The organism is Amycolatopsis sp. FDAARGOS 1241 (genome assembly GCF_016889705.1).
Classification (GTDB): domain Bacteria; phylum Actinomycetota; class Actinomycetes; order Mycobacteriales; family Pseudonocardiaceae; genus Amycolatopsis.
In genome coordinates this window covers 4,146,390-4,163,525 of the sequence record NZ_CP069526.1, presented here as the reverse complement: position 1 = coordinate 4,163,525, position 17,136 = coordinate 4,146,390, and the positions used below count along the sequence as shown (strand labels likewise).

At 72.4% G+C, this 17,136-nt stretch carries 17 protein-coding genes and 2 pseudogenes; 10 read left to right on the top strand and 9 right to left on the bottom strand.

Annotated elements, in window-relative coordinates; all coding sequences use genetic code 11:
* The first annotated feature begins 64 nt into the window (after positions 1 to 64).
* The 8 genes and pseudogenes from I6J71_RS50870 to I6J71_RS20435 all read left to right on the top strand — a co-directional run bounded on the left by I6J71_RS50870 (position 65) and on the right by I6J71_RS20435 (position 7,127).
* Positions 65 to 481, top strand: a complete 417-nt coding sequence (locus I6J71_RS50870; protein WP_370542169.1) for a 3-keto-5-aminohexanoate cleavage protein — start codon at positions 65 to 67, stop codon at positions 479 to 481.
* Positions 474 to 1,426, top strand: a pseudogene (locus I6J71_RS48495) (3-hydroxyacyl-CoA dehydrogenase NAD-binding domain-containing protein). Before I6J71_RS50870 ends, I6J71_RS48495 begins: the two are co-directional and overlap by 8 nt.
* On the top strand, positions 1,419 to 1,853 hold the full coding sequence (locus I6J71_RS20460) for a thioesterase family protein (RefSeq protein ID WP_239155096.1): 435 nt from the start codon (positions 1,419 to 1,421) through the stop codon (positions 1,851 to 1,853). The pseudogene I6J71_RS48495 and the gene I6J71_RS20460 overlap by 8 nt, the downstream one beginning before the upstream one ends.
* Before the next feature lie 43 nt (positions 1,854 to 1,896).
* Positions 1,897 to 2,817, top strand: coding sequence for an ABC transporter permease (locus tag I6J71_RS20455; protein WP_239155094.1), 921 nt, complete (start codon positions 1,897 to 1,899; stop codon positions 2,815 to 2,817).
* A 17-nt stretch (positions 2,818 to 2,834) separates the two neighbouring features.
* Positions 2,835 to 4,408, top strand: a pseudogene (locus I6J71_RS20450) (ABC transporter ATP-binding protein).
* Positions 4,405 to 5,505: a serine hydrolase gene (locus I6J71_RS20445; RefSeq protein ID WP_204096167.1), complete on the top strand. Its 1,101-nt coding sequence runs from the start codon at positions 4,405 to 4,407 to the stop codon at positions 5,503 to 5,505. The pseudogene I6J71_RS20450 and the gene I6J71_RS20445 overlap by 4 nt, the downstream one beginning before the upstream one ends.
* Positions 5,506 to 5,574: 69 nt before the next feature.
* Entirely contained in the window at positions 5,575 to 6,078 is a 504-nt protein-coding gene (locus I6J71_RS48490; protein WP_370542168.1) for a putative immunity protein, read from the top strand.
* Between the two features lie 140 nt (positions 6,079 to 6,218).
* The gene (locus I6J71_RS20435; protein ID WP_204096165.1) at positions 6,219 to 7,127 is read left to right on the top strand and encodes a cobalamin-binding protein; all 909 of its coding nucleotides are present in this window, start codon (positions 6,219 to 6,221) and stop codon (positions 7,125 to 7,127) included.
* Positions 7,128 to 7,129: 2 nt separating this feature from the next.
* On the opposite strand, the gene I6J71_RS20430 is transcribed toward I6J71_RS20435, so the two are convergent.
* From I6J71_RS20430 to I6J71_RS20415, 4 genes are all read right to left on the bottom strand, one after another.
* Complete coding sequence (locus I6J71_RS20430) at positions 7,130 to 7,990, bottom strand: hypothetical protein (protein ID WP_204096164.1); 861 nt, start codon at positions 7,988 to 7,990, stop codon at positions 7,130 to 7,132.
* Between the two features lie 35 nt (positions 7,991 to 8,025).
* Positions 8,026 to 8,880, bottom strand: coding sequence for a LysR family transcriptional regulator (locus I6J71_RS20425; protein ID WP_204096163.1), 855 nt, complete (start codon positions 8,878 to 8,880; stop codon positions 8,026 to 8,028).
* A gap of 89 nt (positions 8,881 to 8,969) precedes the next feature.
* Positions 8,970 to 9,338: a DoxX family protein gene (locus tag I6J71_RS20420; protein ID WP_204096162.1), complete on the bottom strand. Its 369-nt coding sequence runs from the start codon at positions 9,336 to 9,338 to the stop codon at positions 8,970 to 8,972.
* A gap of 137 nt (positions 9,339 to 9,475) precedes the next feature.
* Positions 9,476 to 11,836 (bottom strand): glycoside hydrolase N-terminal domain-containing protein, encoded by a 2,361-nt coding sequence (locus I6J71_RS20415; RefSeq protein WP_204096161.1) that lies wholly within the window; start codon positions 11,834 to 11,836, stop codon positions 9,476 to 9,478.
* Between the two features lie 270 nt (positions 11,837 to 12,106).
* On the opposite strand from I6J71_RS20415, the gene I6J71_RS20410 reads away from it, so the two are divergent.
* Complete coding sequence (locus I6J71_RS20410; protein ID WP_204096160.1) at positions 12,107 to 12,715, top strand: TetR/AcrR family transcriptional regulator; 609 nt, start codon at positions 12,107 to 12,109, stop codon at positions 12,713 to 12,715.
* Between the two features lie 2 nt (positions 12,716 to 12,717).
* Here I6J71_RS20410 and I6J71_RS20405 read toward each other — a convergent pair whose 3' ends face one another.
* Positions 12,718 to 13,494, bottom strand: a complete 777-nt coding sequence (locus tag I6J71_RS20405; RefSeq protein ID WP_204096159.1) for an SDR family oxidoreductase — start codon at positions 13,492 to 13,494, stop codon at positions 12,718 to 12,720.
* A 95-nt stretch (positions 13,495 to 13,589) separates the two neighbouring features.
* Positions 13,590 to 14,027 carry a helix-turn-helix domain-containing protein gene (locus tag I6J71_RS20400; protein WP_204096158.1) on the bottom strand — a complete coding sequence of 146 codons (438 nt, stop codon included), beginning with the start codon at positions 14,025 to 14,027 and terminating at the stop codon, positions 13,590 to 13,592.
* A gap of 144 nt (positions 14,028 to 14,171) precedes the next feature.
* Between I6J71_RS20400 and I6J71_RS20395 the strand changes: the two genes are divergently transcribed.
* Positions 14,172 to 15,365: a thiolase family protein gene (locus I6J71_RS20395; protein ID WP_204096157.1), complete on the top strand. Its 1,194-nt coding sequence runs from the start codon at positions 14,172 to 14,174 to the stop codon at positions 15,363 to 15,365.
* A 62-nt stretch (positions 15,366 to 15,427) separates the two neighbouring features.
* On the opposite strand, the gene I6J71_RS48485 is transcribed toward I6J71_RS20395, so the two are convergent.
* The 3 genes from I6J71_RS48485 to ligD form a co-directional block, all read right to left on the bottom strand.
* Positions 15,428 to 15,889 (bottom strand): SDR family oxidoreductase, encoded by a 462-nt coding sequence (locus I6J71_RS48485; protein ID WP_239155092.1) that lies wholly within the window; start codon positions 15,887 to 15,889, stop codon positions 15,428 to 15,430.
* Entirely contained in the window at positions 15,886 to 16,086 is a 201-nt protein-coding gene (locus I6J71_RS48480; RefSeq protein ID WP_239155091.1) for a hypothetical protein, read from the bottom strand. The genes I6J71_RS48485 and I6J71_RS48480 overlap by 4 nt, the downstream gene beginning before the upstream one ends.
* A gap of 106 nt (positions 16,087 to 16,192) precedes the next feature.
* Positions 16,193 to 17,134 carry a non-homologous end-joining DNA ligase gene (ligD, locus tag I6J71_RS20385; RefSeq protein ID WP_204096156.1) on the bottom strand — a complete coding sequence of 314 codons (942 nt, stop codon included), beginning with the start codon at positions 17,132 to 17,134 and terminating at the stop codon, positions 16,193 to 16,195.
* Positions 17,135 to 17,136: the final 2 nt, after the last annotated feature.

Genomic DNA, 17,136 nt, shown 5'->3' with positions numbered 1-17,136 from the left:
CGGCTGTACGTGTCCACTCCGGACATGCTGCGCACCGGCGCGAAGCGCATCCAGGAGCTGCGGGGTGAAGCCGGAGCTGGAGATCTTCGACACCGGGCACCTGTGGTTCGCGTCGAAGATGGTCGAGGAAGGGCTGATCGATGCGCCGCCGCTGTTTCAGCTGTGCATGGGCATCCCGTACGGCGCTCCCGCCGACCCGGGGCTGCTGCAGGCGATGGTGCGGCTGCTGCCCGCGGGCGCGCAGTGGGCGTCGTTCGCGATCGGGCGCGACCAGATGCCGTGGGTCGCGCAGTCGGTGCTGCTGGGCGGGCACGTGCGGGTGGGCCTGGAGGACAACCTCTACCTGGCGCGCGGGGTCAAGGCGACCAACGGGCAGCTCGTCGAACGCGCGGTCCGGATCGTCGGAGACCTCGGCGCCACCGTCGCGCCGCCCGACCGGGCGCGGGAGATCCTCGGCTTGAAGGAGCGGGTCCGTGCCTGAGGTCTCCACCGTGGCCGAAGTGGACACTGTCGCGTGCGTCGGGGCCGGGGTGATCGGGGGCGGCTGGGTCGCGCACTTCCTCGCCCGCGGCTACCGAGTCCGCGCCTGGGACCCCGCGCCGGACGCGGCCAAGCGGCTGGGCCGGCTAATCGACGCCGCCTGGCCCACGCTCACCACGCTCGGGCTCGCCGCCGGTGCGACCCGCGACGCACTGACGGTGACCGGCACGCTCGCCGAAGCGGTCGAGGGTGCCGGGTTCGTGCAGGAAAGTGCCCCCGAAGACCTGACCCTCAAGCAGGAACTGCTCGCCGGCATCGACTCGGTCACCCCGCCGGCGTGGTGATCGCCTCGCCCACGTCGGGCTACGGCATGACCGAGATGCAGAGGGCCGCGAAGAGCCCGGAGCGGCTGGTGGTCGGGCACCCGTTCAACCCGCCGTACCTGATCCCGCTGGTGGAGGTGGTGGGCGGCGAGCTGACCGCGCCCTGGGCCGTGAAGTGGACGAGCGCGTTCTACCGGCACGTCGGCAAGACGGTGATCACGATGGACTGGGAGGTCCCCGGGTTCATCGCCAACCGGCTGCAGGAGGCGCTGTGGCGGGAAGCCCTGCACATGGTGGCCGAAGGGGAGGCGACGGTCGAGCAGATCGACACCGCGATCACCGACGGGCCCGGGCTGCGCTGGCCGGTGCAGGGCCCGATGCTCACCTTCCACCTGGCCGGCGGCGAAGGCGGCATGGCGCACATGCTCGACCACTTCGGACCGTCGCTGAAGTCGCCGTGGACCCGGCTCGATGCGCCCGAGCTCACCAGGCTGCTGCGCGACGCCGTCGTCGCCGGGTGCGAAGACGAGGCCGGGGCCCGCACGATCGCCGACCTCGTGGCCGAGCGCGACCGGGCGATCATCGCGATCCAGCGGGCCGTCGGCGAGGCCCGCCGTGGGTGAACCGCTGACCCACCGCGACCGCGTCCGTCCCGAGTGGATCGACTACAACGGCCACCTCTCCGAGCCGTACTACGTGCTCGTCTTCGGCGACGCGACCACCGCGCTGATGGACGCGGTCGGTCTGGACACCGCCTACCGCGCGGCCACGGGCGCGTCGCTGTACACAGTGGAAGCTCACGTCCGGTACCTGCGGGAAGTCCCGCCCGACGCGGAGCTGACCGTGCGGACCGCCGTTCTCGCCGTCGCGGCTAAAACGGTGCGGCTGTGGCACGAGCTCCAGGTCGGCGGCGAGGTCGTGGCGACGGAGGAGCTGGTGTGCCTGCACGTGGCCGGCGGCAGATCCTCGCCGCTGCCCGAGGCTGTCGCGCAGCAGTTGCGCACGTACCTCGCACCGCTGCCCGAACACGCCGGGCGTGCCATCTCCTGACCTGCCGGACCCCACCGCGCCACCACCCACCCGAAAGTCACCCATGGAAGAACGATGTGAGCCGAACTCCCTGCCCGCCGCCGGTTCCTCGCCGCGGCGCTCGGCGGCACCGCGTTGCTGGGCGCCGCTCCCCTGCTCGCCGCGTGCGGCGGTTCCGCCGTCGCGGCCGCCGCACCGACCGGGCCGCCGCGACGAGGCCCTGCTCGGCCCGTGGCTCGGACCGGTGCTCACCGGCTACAGCACCACGGACTTCGCGGGCAAGCCGTACAAACCGGACGGACTCGCCGGCACCGACGGGCTGGGCCGCGACGTGCTCACCCGCTTCCTCGCTGGCGGCACCACGCTGCTGCTCTACGCGGTGCTCGCGACCGCACCCGGCATCGTGCTCGGCGCGCTGCTCGGCATGGTCGCCGACTACGGCGGCGGCCGGCTCGACAGCCTGCTGATGCGCGGCAACGACGTGCTGCTGTCGTTCCCGCAACTGGTGATCGCGCTGCTCGCCATCGCCGTGATCGGGCCCCAGGGCTGGCTGCTCGTGCTCGTCATCGGCCTGACCCACGCCCCGCGCACCGCCCGCGTCGCGCGCCAAGCGACAGTCGCGGTGCGCGGCGAGGACTACATCAAGGCCGCCGAGATGTACGCGGTGCCGCGCAGCCGGGTCCTGCTGCGGGAGATCCTGCCGAACATCACCGGGCGGCTCATGGTCGAGCTCGGACTGCGGCTGACCTACTCGATCGGCTACATCGCGTCGCTGTCGTTCCTCGGCCTCGGCATCCAGCCACCGGCGGCCGACTGGGGCCTGATGATCAACGAGAACCGGATCGCGCTGGTCGTGCAGCCGTGGGGCGTACTGCTGCCGGTCATCGCGATCGCACTGCTCGCCGTCGGCACGAACCTCGTGGCCGACTCGCTCGCCTCGGCCGCGGCCGGGCACACCCGGGAGACCGCGGGGGTGCAGTCGTGACCACAGTGGACAGCGCCATCGACGGTGCGCCACTCGCCCCGGAGGTGTCCGGCCTGCGGGTCACCACCGCCGCGGGCCGGCCGGTGCTGCGCGGGATCTCTTACGGCATCGCGCCGGGCGAGGTGCTCGCGCTCGTCGGCGAATCCGGCTCGGGCAAGACCACGGCGGGGCTCGCCGCGCTCGGCCACTTCGGCCGCGGGCTCGCCGAAGACGGCGGGCGCGTGACGTTGCACCCGCGGGTGGGCGACCCCGTCGACGTCCTCGCCCTCGGCCCGGCGCAGCGCCGGAAACTGCGGGGCGCCACGGTGTCCTACGTGCCGCAGGACCCGGCGCTGTCGCTCAACCCCGCGCTGCGCATCCGCCTGCAGATCGCCGAGGTCCTCGAGACCCACGGCTACGCCGGCTCGGTCGAGGAGCGCGTGGCGGAGGTGCTCACGGAGGTCGGATTGCCCGCCGACCGGGCCTACCGCCGGCGTTACCCGCACCAGCTCTCGGGCGGGCAGCAGCAGCGCGTCGGGATCGCGATGGCGTTCGCGTGCCGGCCGAGCGTGGTGGTGCTCGACGAGCCGACCACCGGGCTCGACGTGATGACGCAGGCGCTGGAGCTGGAGACCGTCCGGCGGCTGACGGCCGAGCACGGCGTGGCCGCGCTCTACATCACCACGACCTCGCGGTGGTGGCGCAGCTGGCCGATCGCGTCGCGGTGATGTACCAGGGAGCAGTCGTCGAAACCGGCCCGGCCGACGATGTCCTCAAGCGGCCGGGGCACGCTTACACGCGCGAACTCGTCGACGCCGTGCCCGATCTGGGCGCCGATCCCGCCACCGCTCCGCCGGCCTCGGACGCCGTGCCGGCCGCCCGTGGGATCCGTGTCGCCTACGGCCGGCAGCACGTGCTGCGCGGCGTGAACGTGCAGGTGCACCGCGGCGAATGCGTGATGCTGCTGGGCGAATCGGGCTCGGGCAAGACAACCCTGTCGCAGTGCATCGCGGGCCTGACCCACCGGTTCACCGGCACCGGGGCGCTGGCCGGCACCCCGCTCGCGGCCGCCACCCGCGCCCGCAGCGACGACGAGCGCCGCCGGATCCAGTACGTCTTCCAGAGCCCGTTCTCCTCCCTCAACCCGCGCCGCACCACCGCCCGGTCGATCGAGATGCCGCTGGTGCGGCTCACCGACCTGCCGCGGGCCCGCCGGCGCGAACGCGTCGCGGAGGTGCTCGATCGCGTCTGCCTCGGCCGGTCGCTGGCGAACCGGCTGCCCGACCAGCTCAGCGGCGGCGAACGCCAGCGCGCGGCGATCGCCCGCGCCCTGGTCACGACCCCCGACGTGCTCGTGTGCGACGAGGTGACCTCGGCGCTCGACGTGTCGGTGCAGGCGACCATCGTGGAGCTGCTCGGGGAACTTCGCCGTGAGCTGGGGATGGCCGTGCTGTTCGTGACGCACGACATCGCGCTCGCGCCCGAGGTGGCCGACCGGATCGCCGTTCTGCGCGGCGGGGAGATCGTGGAAGAGGGTACGGTCGAATCCGTGCTGACCGCGCCCGCCCACGCCTACACCGGCGAACTGCTGGCCACCACACCGCGGTTATGACGGGCCACGGTGCTGTCCGGCCCGGGTTCGACGCCGTGCGCGAAGCGTTCGCCCAGGTCGCAGCCCAGACCTCCGGCGGCGTCGCGTTCAGCGTCTTCCGCCGGGGCGAACCGGTCGTCGAGCTGTGCGCCGGCGCCGCGTCGCCCGGGGTCCCATGGACACCCGAGACGCGGGTGGTGCTGTTCAGCGGCACCAAGGGTGTCGTCGCCACGCTGATGGCGATCCTCACCGCCCGTGGGGTGATCGGGCCACGCGAACGCGTCGCCCGCTACTGGCCGGAATTCGCGGCCGCCGGCAAGGGCGAAGTGCCCGTCTCGCAGGTGCTGGCGCACACCGTCGGGCTGCCCTACGTCGAACCCGACCTGCCGACGGCCGACAACGCCGCCAACGCGGCCGCGCTCGCCGAACAGCGTCCGTTGTGGACGCCGGGCACGCGCGTCGCCTACCACGCGCTGACCTACGGCTACCTGGCCACGGAACTCATCCGACGCGTCACGGGGCAGCGCGTCGGCGAACTGGTCCACGAGCTGCTGGCCGCCCCGTACGGGCTGGACCTGCGGCTCGGCACCCCGGCGTCGGTGCCGGTCGCGACGCTGCTGCGCGCGCCCGGCTACCGCATCAGCACGTTCCTGCAGGACGAGGAACGCCGGCGGATCGCCGAGCGGATGTACCGCGGGGTGCTCGACTCCACCGACACCATGAACTCCCCCGAGTATCGTGGCGCCGAACTCGCCGCCGGCAGCGGCGTGGGCACCGCCACGAGCATGGCGCGGCTGTACGACCTGCTGCTGTCCGGCTCGCTCGTGCCCTCCGCAGTGCTTGCACAGGCCACTCGCACCTGGTCCGAGGGCATCGACGCGATCAACGACCGGCCCTTGCGCTTCGGCCTCGGCTACGAGCTGGCCGACCCGATCGGCACCTACGGGCCCGCGGCCGCCGACCCCGCCGCGTTCGGCCACTCCGGTGCCGGCGGGGGCCGCCACGGCGCCTGGCCCACCCGCGGCGTTGCGTTCTCCTTCGCCACCAACGAACTGCAGGCCGAGGACGTCGATTCCCGCGCCGCCACGCTGCTGGCGGCCCTGCACGAGTGCGCCTGACCGGAGTCGATCTCCGGTCCACAGTGGAATTCCACGGCGTCGCCCAGCCGGGCGCGGCAGGATGGCGCGATGGCCGACGACTCCCCCGCGATCGCACTGGACCAGGCCGAGCTGCGCGTGGTGACCGCCTACGCCGTGGCGTGCGCGCTGCCGGCGCTGGCGATCTTCGAACGCACGCACTCAGGCGTTCCCCGCCCGCGTGCCGCGCTCGAGGCCGCCGAGGGCTTCGCGAGCGGCGGCGAGCGGACGAAGGCGTTGCGCGACAGCGCGTGGACGGCGGACCGCGCGGCCCGGGAAACCCGGGACGCGGGTCACGCGGCGGCAGGTGTAGCCGTGCGCCGCCGGCAGCGCGGCCGGTGCCGCGTTCCTGCACCCGCCGGAGAACGCGACCCAGGTCAAGCACATCCTGGACCCAGCCGCCGCGGCGGCGCACGCGTTCGAGGTCTCGGCCGGTGGCGACCCCCAGGTCGGATCCGCGCACCTGGAGCAGGCCCGCGGCCTCGCCGGCCCCGTACTCGTCGACGTCCTCAAGCGTTATCCCCAAGCCCCGCCCGGCGGCGGCCGGACCGGTGAGCTGATGCGGGCGCCGGATGCGTCTTTGCGGTAGTTTTTTTGCAGCTGGCAAATGCGGCGGGCGCCATCGCCCGGGCGTATAGGTCGTTATACAGTTTTCCGCAGCGCGTCGCCCGGCTGGGCAGGCTAGGTTCGGGGGCATGCGAATCGTGTCGTTGCTGCCTGCCGCGACCGACCTGGTCGCAGAGCTGGGGCGGCTCGGTGATCTGGTCGGGCGGACTCACGAGTGCGATTGGCCGCCGGGTGTCGAGGCGGTGCCGGTCGTGACCGCGGCCGAGGTGGACGACGCGGTGCTCACGAGCCGCGAGATCTCCTCCGCCGTCGGCGGTTCGGCGCACAGCGGTTCGTCGCTGTATTCCGTGGACACCGCACGCCTGGCGGAGCTGGCGCCGGACCTCGTGCTGACGCAGGACCTGTGCGAGGTCTGCGCCGTGTCCTACACGCGGGTGGCCGAGGCCGTGCGGCTGCTGGACACCGGGACGAAGGTGCTGAGCCTCGAGCCGCGCCGGCTCACCGACGTGCTCGGCTGCGTCACGATTCTCGGTGACGCCCTCGGCGTGCCGGAGCTCGCCGTGGACCGGGTCCGGGCGCTCACCGCGCGGCTGGACGCCGTGCGCGCGCGGGTGGCGGGGAGGCCGCGGCCGCGAGTGGTGGCGCTGGAATGGCTGGATCCGTTGTGGCCGGCCGGGCACTGGGTGCCGGAGCAGATCACCGCGGCGGGCGGGGATCCCCTGTTGGCGGACCCGGGCGAGCACACGCGCCCGATCCCGTGGGAGACCGTGCGAGCCGCGCGGCCCGACGTGCTGCTCGTTCTGCCGTGCGGCTTCAGCCCCGACCGCACTGCGGCCGAGTTCGGCGTGCTCACAGCGCTTCCCGGCTGGGTGGACCTGCCGGCCGTGCGTGCCGGCGCGGTGTGGTTGCTCGACGGGCCGGCCTACTTCAACCGCCCCGGCCCGCGGGTCGTGCGGGGTGCGGAGGTCCTGGCGCACGTGCTGCACGGCGTCGAAGCGGACCCGCCGTTGACGTCCGGCGAAGCGCGCCTCGCCTGACCTCAGCCGAACACGACATCCGCGGTCGCGACCGCCTCGGCACGGGCCGCGTCCACCTGCAGCGCCGCTCCCCCGTCGCCGGGGACACCGGTCGCGAGCAGGTGCTCACCGACGAACACCGGGCGGCGCAACCGGTACGACAGCGACGAGATCGCGCGTTCCGGCGCGCGGGTGCGGGCCAGCTCCAGCAGCGCCAGCACGAGCAGCGGCCCGTGGACGACCAGGCCCGGGTAGCCTTCGACGCCGGTCACGTAGGGCTGGTCGTAGTGGATGCGGTGCGCGTTGGCGGTGAGCGCGCTGAACCGGAACAGCAGCACGGGATCCGGCGTCCACGCCCGTTGCCATTCGGCGGCCGACGACGGTGAACCCGTCAGGTCGATCCCGGCGAGCGCCGTTCGACCGGAGTCCTCACCCGAGCGGTAGACGATGTCCTGCTCCTCCACGACCCGCACCTCGCCGTTCTGGCCGATCTCGGTGCGGACGGTCACGAACAGCATCTCCCCCGTGCGGCCGTGTTTCACCGTGACCTCGCCGAGCGAGCGCACGCGCTCCGCCGGCTTGCCCAGCACGAGCGGTGAGCGCACCTCGAGCCGGCCGCCCGCGAACATCCGCCGCCGGTCGGGCAGCGGAGGCAGGAAGTGGCCGCCGGCCGGGTGGCCGTCGGCCCCGATCTCCGAGTGCCGCGGCCACTCGAGGAAGTACAGCCAGTGCCACAGCGGCGGCAGCGGCTCCCCCGCGACCGCCGCCGGCCGCGGCAGGTCCAGCGCCGCCGACAGCGCGGCGGCCGGTCCGGCCTCCAGCGCGTCGCTGTCGGTGAGCGGTTCGGGGGACCATGACTCCACGTACGAGCCCAGCGCGTTCATGGTCCTGGGTTACCACACAACGGCGCGCAGTGCAGTCACGCTGTGACGAGCTCCGCGAACTCGTAGATCAGCCGCGAGCGGCGCGAGGCGACCCAAGCCACGGCCAACCGGCTGGGCGGCAGGTCGGACACCGGCACGTGGGTCACGTCGCCGCGCGTGTAGTACTCCGAAGTGGACAGTGGCACGATCACGATGCCGAGGCCCGCGGCCACGTGCTCGAGCTTCTCCTCGACGCTGCGGAATCCGCGCGGCCGCGCGGCACCACCGGCGCGCAGCTCGGTCGCGACGGCGCGCCACTCCGGCACCGCGTCCGGGTCGTTGAGCAGGTGTTCCTCGGCGAGGTCGGCCACCTCGACGGATTCCTTGCCCGCCAGCCGGTGTGTCACCGGCAGGATTGCCACCCGCGGTTCGCCGAACATCGGCCGGACGGTGAGCCCGCGCGGCGGTACCGGGAGCCGGACGAGGCTCACGTCGGCCCGTCCGTCGTGCAGCACCTCGACCTGGTCGTCCCACGTCGTCCGCACCAGCTCCACGGACAGCTCGGGGTGGCGCGCGGTCAGCGCCCGCACGGGCTCGGTCACCGTGAGGCCCGGCATGAAGCCGATGGTGAACGTCGAGGTTCCCCGGGCGGCCAGGGCGACCCGCCGGCGCAGGGCCTCGGCCGCAGCGAGGATGGTCCGGCTGTCCTCCAGCAGCTGACGGCCCGCCGCCGTCAGCTCGGTCGAGCGGCGGTCGCGGACGAACAGCTGCGCGTGCAACTGTTCCTCCAGCGCCCGGACCTGGCGCGAGAGCACGGGTTGTGCGATGTGCAGCCGCTCCGCCGCGCGGCCGAAATGCAGTTCCTCGGCCACGGCGACGAAGTAGCGAACCTTCCGCAGGTCGACGTCCACCGCGGCCTCCCGTCCCCTCGCCTGGCACCCAGCCTAGGTCAGGGGCCGCAGCCGGCGTCGGCCATGACCGACGCGAGGGTGAGCCCGGATCAGCCCGCGAACCGGCCGATCGCGACGAAGGCCGAAAGCACCAGCAGCAGCACGTTCATCGGGATGCCCCTGGGCTCCTTACGCCGGCCGTGCACCACGATCGCGCCGAGCGCGATGATCACGAAGCCGACGGCGGCCAGCGGCGTGAGCACGGGGGCGATGCCGAGTGCCTGCGGGAGGATCAAGCCGATCGCGCCCAGCACCTCGACCAGGCCGATGAACTTGACCATGCCGCCGGAGAAGTCCGCCACCCAGCCCATGGTGGGGTTCTCCAGCAGTTTCTCCTTCGGTGTGGCCAGCTTCATGCCGCCCGCAGCCAGGTAGATCGCGGCCGCGATGCCCGCAGCGATCCACAACGCGATGTTCATGCCGCCTCCCGGTCCACTCCGGCAGTCAGTGCGACGCCGTATAGTTGAACGCTACACTGTTCGAGGCCGAAGCGCCGAGGTGGCGTGGAGTGCTTCCGGTGCCGGGAGGGGCGGGGGCCTCCCGGCACCGGACGTGGTCAGTGCGGCGTGACGGTCACCGACTCGTTCGGGCGCAGCCGGATCGTCTTGCGCCAGCTGCCGGCCCGTAGTTCGGTCTCGGTGCCGCCCACGCTGCGGACCACGGCCTTGGTGACCTTCCCGTGCCGCCATTCGAGGTCCACTTCGAACCCGCCGCGCGCGCCGATCCCCGTCACCCGCCCCGTGTCGGCCCACGCCTTGGGCAGCGCGGGCAGGAATTCGATCACCCCCGGCCGCGAGTAGAGCAGCATCTCGAGCATCGCCGCCGGCGCGCCGAGGTTGGCGTCGATCTGGAAGATCGTGTAGCTGCCCTGGCTGTACATGTCGAAGAAGTTCGCCGCCGTGCCGTTGCCGTTGTTGACCGACGGCCGCAGCACCGTGAGGAACAACTGGTAGGCGCGGTCGGCGTCCTTCAGGCGGGCCCAGCACGCCGACCGCCAGGCACAGCCCCAGCCGAAGGTGTCCATGCCGCGGGCGATCAGCAGTTTGCGCACTCCCTCGATCAGGTCCGCGGGCGCGGTGTCGGTGGTGATCCGGTCACCGGGGAAGAACCCGACGAGCGGCGAAAGGTGCCGGTGGGTCGTCTCACCCAGGTTCTCCGGCGAAAGCCACTCCTGCAGCCAGCCGGTCACCGGGCTCACGGTCGGCAGGTGGAGCCGGTCGCGCATGCCGGTGATCGTCTTGCCGTACGCGGTGTCGCGGCCGAGGATCTCGGTGGCCTGCGTGAAGTGGCCGAACAGGTCGTGGACGAGTTCCTGCGAGTAGCTGTTGCCCACCGCGTCCGGGCCATGCTCCGGCGACCAGTCGGTGTCGCTGACCAGGTAGTCCTCGCCGTCGATGGTCCGGGTGATGAGCCGCGCCGCCCAGAACTCGGTCGCACCCTTCAGCACGGGGTAGACCTTGGCGAGGTACGCCGCGTCCCGGGTGTACTCGTAGTGGTTCCAGAGGTTGTTGCACAGCCACGCGTTGCCCGCCGGGTGCCACGCCCAGCCGGAGCCGCCGTAGATGTTGGTGGAGAACGCGATCGCCCAGCCGGCGATCTTGCCGGTCGAGTTGCGGAACCGGTTGCGGGGATCGTTGAACAGCCGCTGCGTCGTGTCGCTCCACGCGGGCAGCTGCGCGAGGCAGTAGTCCACCAGCGCGTCGAAGCACTCCTTGAGGCCCGCGCGGTCGGCGAGCCAGTAGTTCATCTCGAGGTTGATGTCGGTGTGGTAGTCGCTGTACCAGTCGGGTGAGTTGTTGCTCAGCCACAGGCCCTGGAGGCTGATCGGCAGGCCGTCGCGCGAGCCGGTGATCGTCAGGTAGCGCCCGAACTGCAGGTAGCTCGCCTCGAGTTCGGGATCCGGCGTGCCGGGGTCGGTGTAGCGCACGGCGAGGCGCGACCAGGAGTCGAGCCCGCTCCGGTTCTTGGGCGAGCTGCCCAGGTTCACGCTCATCCGGTCGTAGAGGCCGCGGTAGTCCTTCACGTGCGTGGCCAGCAGCGCGGTGGCGGACACGGCCGCTGCGGCCGTCACCTTCCCGGCGGCCACGGCGGCGGGATCCGCGGCGGCGTCGAGGTACTTGCGGGCGGCGTCGGGCACGTAGCTGGTGCCGCCGCACACGACGATCACCACTTCACTGCAGCCGGTGAAGGTCACCTCGGTACCCGACACCGCGACCTGCCCGCCCTCGCCCGCGGCGGTGACCGCGGTGCTGTACTTCAGGCTGTTGGCGAAGGTGCCGCCGAGCGAAACGACACCGGCACCGGCCGTCGGCTGCTCGCCGCGGGTGCCTTCGAGCGTCACGGAGCCCGTGTAGGACCCGCCGCCCTGCTGCGTCAAGTGGATCACGACGACGTCGTCGGGGTGGCTCGTGTAGACCTCGCGGCGGTACTTCGCGCCGCGGAGGCCGTAGGTCGCGGTGACCAGGCCGTTGCTGAGGTCGAGGGTACGGCGGTAGTCCCGGACGCCGGTGTGGGCGGGCAGCTTGAGCCGCACCTTGGCCAGCAGGCCGAAGCTGCCGAAGTCGTCGCGGCCGTAGGGCAGCTGCCCGTCGGACTGCAGCTGGTCGTTGAGCCCCCCGCTCCACAGCGAGGAGTCGGTGAAGTAGAGGTAGTCGGCCGCGGGGTCGCCGCCGACGAGGCCACCGATCCGACCATTGCCGATCGGCAGGGCCTGCTCGATGACGTGGTCCTCGGCCGCGGGCGCGGGGTACCACAGGGTGGTCGCGGCGGTGTCGGGGACGAGGTCGGCGACCGGCGGTCTCGCGGGCTCCGCCTGCGCTGTGAACGGGCGAAGCCCGTTCAGCGCGAAGCCGGCGCCGACCGCGCCACCGAGCTTGAGAAAGGTCCGACGAGAGGGCGGGGCGGAGAAGTCCGACATGGCGATTCCCTTCGGCGTCGAAGGCGGAAACCGGCTGTGAAGCTCGCCAAAGATAGGATGTCTGGCCGAAGCTGGTCAATATTTTTCGGAATTTTTCCCACCCTTGGCGCCCTCGCCGCGCTCGGCCACGGACTCGGCCCGGTCTGACCAGGCGCGCCAGTCAGGGCCGGGGGCAGGCCCGCGACGGGGTCCGGCGCACCGGGCTTCCAGCTCCTCCGGCCGCGTCGCGACGGAGGAAAGATCCAGGTGAGGGAGCTGTAGTCTCCGGCCATGGCTCCCTCCCGGACCCCGCGCCGCCCGAGTCGCGCCGAGACGCGGCGCAAGATCATCGACGCTGCCGCGGAGGTGTTCGCCCGCCAGGGCATCGCGGCCACGTCGCTCAACGACATCGCCGCGGCGGCAGGGCTCACGAAGGGCGCGGTCTACTCGAACTTCCAGGGGCGCGACGACCTCGTGCTCACGATCATGGAGGAGCACCTCGTCGAGCGGATGCGCGTGGCCACCACGGTGTTCGACAACTTGAGCGATCTCGGCGAGGCCACCGCGGAAGCCGGCGCGCGGCTGGCCGCGGGCATCGGCACCGACGCGACGTGGCACCAGCTCCTGCTGGAGTACTGGGGCATCGCGATGCGCAACCCGGCCATCCACAAGGGACTGGCCCTGCGCCGGGCCCAGCTGCGCGACGCGATCACCGCCGCGATCGTGCGGGCGGCGCGCCGGCACGGTGTCGAGCTGCCGCTGCCACCGGAGCAGCTCGCGGTGGTGGTGCTGGCGCTGTCGAACGGGCTCGCGGTCGAGCGCGGTATCGAAGCCTCCGCCGTGCCGGACACACTCTTCGCCGACGTGCTCAAACTCCTGGTGACACCGCGGGGTCAGTGAGGTCAGTGATACCGCAGCGCACCCGGATCGGGCCGCTCGGCGAGGTAGCGGGCGAAGGTGAGGACACCGTCGGCGTGCTCGGGTGCGAGGTTGCCGCCGTCGGCATACGCGCGGTAGAGGGAACCGGGCAGCGACACCGGCAGCACGCGTTTCCTCCGCCCGGCCGCCGCCAGCACGGCCTTCGCCAGGTCCGCCGCAGGCAGCACCTCCGGGCCGCCGAAGTCCGGCGCGCGACCCACGGGCTCGGCCTTGGCCAGCTCGGCCAGCCGGCCCGCGAGGTCGCGCACGTCCACCGGCTGGAACCGCCACCGGGGCACCGGCACCACCGGCAGCCGCCCGGCGGCCGCGAACACCGCGCGCACGAGCGAGTGGAACTGCGTCGCGCGCTGGATCGTGTGCGGCAGCCCCGAGTTCACGATCAGGTCCTCGGCGGCGAGCTTCGCCCGGTAGTAGCCGAGCGGCACGCGGTCGACGCCGACGATCGAGACGTACACCAGGTGTGGCGGATTTCCGGTCCAGCGCGCGGCTTCCACGAGCGTCCGAATGGCGTCGGCCTCACGCCGGTAGTCGGCGGCGCAGTGCAGGACGACGTCGCAGCCGGCCAGCGCGGTGTTGATGCCGCGGCCGGTCCGCAGGTCGCCGACCGCCCACTGCGCGCCCCGGCCACTGCGCCGCTTCCGGCTCAGCGCGCGCACCCGCTCCCCCGCCGCCACGAGCTGGTCCACGACCACGCTGCCGAGCTGACCGGTCCCGCCGGTCACCAGGATCCGTTCCGGCACGCCGCCCCTTCCCGGCACCACCGCCCGTCCGGACGGTTTTCCGCGGCCATCCTGGCACGCGGACGCCGGGCCCGAAAGCGCCCGGACGCACCGGATCAGCGCACGGCACCGACGCGCAGCGGGCGGGTACCGGCTGCGTTCACCGGTTCGCCACAGTGGGCGCACACGCTCTTCACCTGCAGCTGTTCGCCGCACGCGTGCTCGTAGACCGTCGGCGGCGGTCCTTGATGCACGTATCGGTCACCCCACTGCATCAAGCCGAGCAGCACCGGCTGCAGGGCGCGCGCCGACTCCGTGGGCAAGTACTCGAAGCGCGGCGGGTGGTCCTCGTACCGGCGCTTTTCGAGCACCCCGGCGTCCACGAGCTTGCGCAGCCGTGCGGCGAGGATGTCGCGGCTGGCTCCGGTGTTGTCGGCGATCTGGTTGAACCGCCGCTCTCCCAGCAGGATCTCCCGGAGCGCGAGCAGGCTCCACCGCTCGCCCACCACCTCGAGCGCGTCCGCGATCGAGCACTCCCGGCCTCGCGCTGCCATCCGACTCACCTCCGCCGCTAGGAATTTCCAACCTAGCACGTCACCACCGGCGTGTGAGCTGATCGACACCACAGGCCAACTCAGTTGTGTTGTCCAACTTACCCGGCGTACAACGGGGAGACCGGCTATGCGAGGAGGCAGGTCATGAGGGACGCAGTCATCGTCGACGCGGTACGGACCCCGATCGGCAAGGGCAAGCCCACCGGGCGGCTGGCCGGGGTGCACCCGGTCGACCTGCACGCGCACGCGATCCGGTCGCTCGTCGAGCGCACGGGCCTCGACCCGGCGGTGATCGACGACGTGATCAGCGGCGCGGTCGGCCAGATCGGCGAGCAGAGCATGAACACCGCGCGCTGGGCCGCGCTCGCCGCGGGCCTGCCGGAGTCGGTGCCCGCCGTGACCGTCGATCGCCAGTGCGGCAGCAGCCAGCAGGCCATCCACTTCGCCGCGCAGGGTGTGCTGAGCGGCGCCTACGACGTGGTAGTCGCTTCCGGCATCGAGTCCATGGGCCGGGTGCTGATGGGCAGCCAGGTCGCGGGCAAGGATCCGTTCGGCGCCGGCGTCGCCGCGCGCTACCCCGAAGGGCTCGTGCCACAGGGGATCAGCGCCGAGCTCATCGCGGCCGAGTGGGGTTTCTCGCGTGAGCAGCTCGACGCGTATTCGGCCGAGAGCCACCACCGCGCCGCGCAGGCGTGGGCCGACGGGAAGTTCGCCGGCGAGGTCGTGCCGCTCAAGGCGCCGGGCCCCGACGGCGCGCTCGTCGACGTGACCACGGACGAATCCGTGCGGCCCGGCACCACGCCCGAAGTCCTCGCGGGTCTCAAGCCGGCGTTCAAGGCGGACCTGTGGGAGCAGCGCTTCCCCCAGCTCGACTGGCGCGTGACGGCAGGCAATTCCTCACCGATCAACGACGGCGCGTCCGCCGTGCTCATCACCAGCAGCGAAACCGCGGCGAAGCTGGGCCTCAAGCCGCGAGCCCGCCTGCACTCGTTCTCCGTGGTCGGCGACGACCCGCTGTACATGCTGACCGGCGTCATCCCGGCGACGCGCAAGGTGCTCGACCGTGCCGGGCTGAAGCTCGAGGACATCGACGCGTTCGAGGTCAACGAAGCCTTCGCCAGCGTCGTGCTGGCGTGGCAGGCCGAACTCGGCGCGGACCTGGCCAAGGTCAACGTCAACGGCGGCGCCATCGCGATCGGCCACCCGCTCGGCGCCAGCGGCTCCCGCCTGATGACGACGCTCCTGTCCGTGCTCGAGCAGACCGGCGGCCGCTACGGCCTGCAGACGATGTGCGAAGCCGGCGGGCTCGCCAACGCGACGATCATCGAGCGCCTCTGACCCGGTGCCGGGACGTGCGCCACCATCCCCGGCGTCCCGGCGCCGCTCCACCCGTTCGGTCCTCAGAGGACGGACAGCATCCCGCCGTCGGCGTAGAGGATCTGCCCCGACACGAACTCCGAGGCCGGTGAGCACAGGAACAGCAACGGCCCGACGAGGTCGCTGGCCTCACCCCAGCGTCCCGCCGGCGTCCGCTTCCGCACCCACGCGCTGAACTCCTCGTCGGCGGCCAGCGCGGCCGTCAGCTCGGTGCGGAAGTAGCCAGGGCCGAGCCCGTTGACCTGGATGCCCGGCGGGCCGAGGTCGGCGCACATGCCCTTGGTCAGCATCTTCAGCCCGCCCGTGGTGGCCGCGTAGGGCGCGATGCCCGGACGCACGACCTCGCTCTGCAGCGAGCAGACGTTCACGATCTTGCCGCGGCCCCGCGGGGTCATGCGCCGCGCGACCTCCCGTCCGACGAGGAACGCGCTCGTGAGGTTGGTGGCGAGCAGCCGGTCCCAGTCCGCGTCCGGGAACTCGGTCAAGGGTCCGCGGCGCTGCATCCCGGTGTTGTTGACGAGGACGTCGAGCGGACCGGCGGCTCCTCGGCCGCCGCGACTCCTTCGGCCACCGCCGCCGGATCGGTCGCGTCGAACGGGCAGGCCGGCACTTTCGCGCCGGTGCCCTCGGCGAGCGCGGCGCGGGTCCGCTCCAGCGCGGTCGCGTCGCGGCCGTTGAGCACGACCGTGCACCCGGCTTCGGCGGCCCGCGCGCGAGCGCCAGCCCGATGCCGCGGCTGGACCCCGTAATGAGCGCGACGCGGCCGCGCACGTCGAACACCGGGTGGCTCACGAGTCCTCCGCGTCGAGCCCGTCGCGGTCGGCCCACTCCAGCAGCGGCTCCAGGGAGAAGGCCGTGTCGTCGATGCCCGCGTGCAGGTCGCCCAGCCGGGCGAAACGGGCGGGCACCGTCGCGATGGTGCACTCGCGTGGCTCGACGTCGTCCACCTCGTCCCAGCGGATCGGGGTCGACACGGTGCCCTCCGGGACCCCGCGGACGGAGTAGGCGCTGGCGATCGTGTGGTCGCGGGCGTTCTGGTTGTAGTCCACGAAGAGCTTGCGGGGGTCGCGATCCTTGCGCCACCACGTGGTCGTCACGTACTCGGGCGCGCGCCGCTCGACCTCCCGCGCGAAGGCCAGCGCGGCGCGGCGGACCTCGGCGAAGCCCCAACGCGGTTCGATGCGCACGTAGACGTGCAGGCCGCGGCCGCCCGACGTTTTCGGCCAGCCGATCGCGCCGAGTTCGTCCAGCACCTCGTGGGCGACGTGGGCGATCCGGCGGACCGTGTCGAACGGGCAGTCGGGCATCGGGTCCAGGTCGATGCGCCACTCGTCGGGTTTCTCCGTGTCGGCGCGACGGGAGTTCCACGGGTGGAACTCCACAGTGGACATCTGCACCGCCCACGCGACGTGCGCCGCCTCGGTCACGCACAGCTCGTCGGCGTAGCGCCCGTAACGCGGGAAGTGCACGCGGACCGTTTCCAGCCACGGCGGGGCGCCGTGCGGTACGCGCTTCTGGTGCACCTTCTCCCCCGCGACGCCCGACGGGAACCGGTGCAGCATGCACGGGCGCTCTCGCAGGGCACGCACGATGCCCTCGCCCACGGACAGGTAGTAGTTGACGAGGTCGAGCTTCGTCTCGCCCCGGGCCGGGAAGTACACCCGGTCCGGGTTCGAGATCCGCACCATCCGGTCCCCGACCGCGACCTCCACCGCGGAGTCTTTCGCCATGC

Excerpts from the sequence above, each read along its gene's own strand:
- I6J71_RS20455 (WP_239155094.1), top strand. The coding sequence starts at position 1,897 with ATGGAAGAACGATGTGAGCCGAACTCCCTGCCCGCCGCCGGTTCCTCG.
- I6J71_RS20435 (WP_204096165.1), top strand. The coding sequence starts at position 6,219 with ATGCGAATCGTGTCGTTGCTGCCTGCCGCGACCGACCTGGTCGCAGAG.
- I6J71_RS20445 (WP_204096167.1), top strand. The coding sequence starts at position 4,405 with ATGACGGGCCACGGTGCTGTCCGGCCCGGGTTCGACGCCGTGCGCGAA.
- I6J71_RS20400 (WP_204096158.1), bottom strand. The coding sequence starts at position 14,027 with ATGGCAGCGCGAGGCCGGGAGTGCTCGATCGCGGACGCGCTCGAGGTG.
- ligD (WP_204096156.1), bottom strand. The coding sequence starts at position 17,134 with ATGGCGAAAGACTCCGCGGTGGAGGTCGCGGTCGGGGACCGGATGGTG.
- I6J71_RS48490 (WP_370542168.1), top strand. The coding sequence starts at position 5,575 with ATGGCCGACGACTCCCCCGCGATCGCACTGGACCAGGCCGAGCTGCGC.
- I6J71_RS20420 (WP_204096162.1), bottom strand. The coding sequence starts at position 9,338 with ATGAACATCGCGTTGTGGATCGCTGCGGGCATCGCGGCCGCGATCTAC.
- I6J71_RS20415 (WP_204096161.1), bottom strand. The coding sequence starts at position 11,836 with ATGTCGGACTTCTCCGCCCCGCCCTCTCGTCGGACCTTTCTCAAGCTC.
- I6J71_RS20410 (WP_204096160.1), top strand. The coding sequence starts at position 12,107 with ATGGCTCCCTCCCGGACCCCGCGCCGCCCGAGTCGCGCCGAGACGCGG.
- I6J71_RS20430 (WP_204096164.1), bottom strand. The coding sequence starts at position 7,990 with ATGAACGCGCTGGGCTCGTACGTGGAGTCATGGTCCCCCGAACCGCTC.
- I6J71_RS20395 (WP_204096157.1), top strand. The coding sequence starts at position 14,172 with ATGAGGGACGCAGTCATCGTCGACGCGGTACGGACCCCGATCGGCAAG.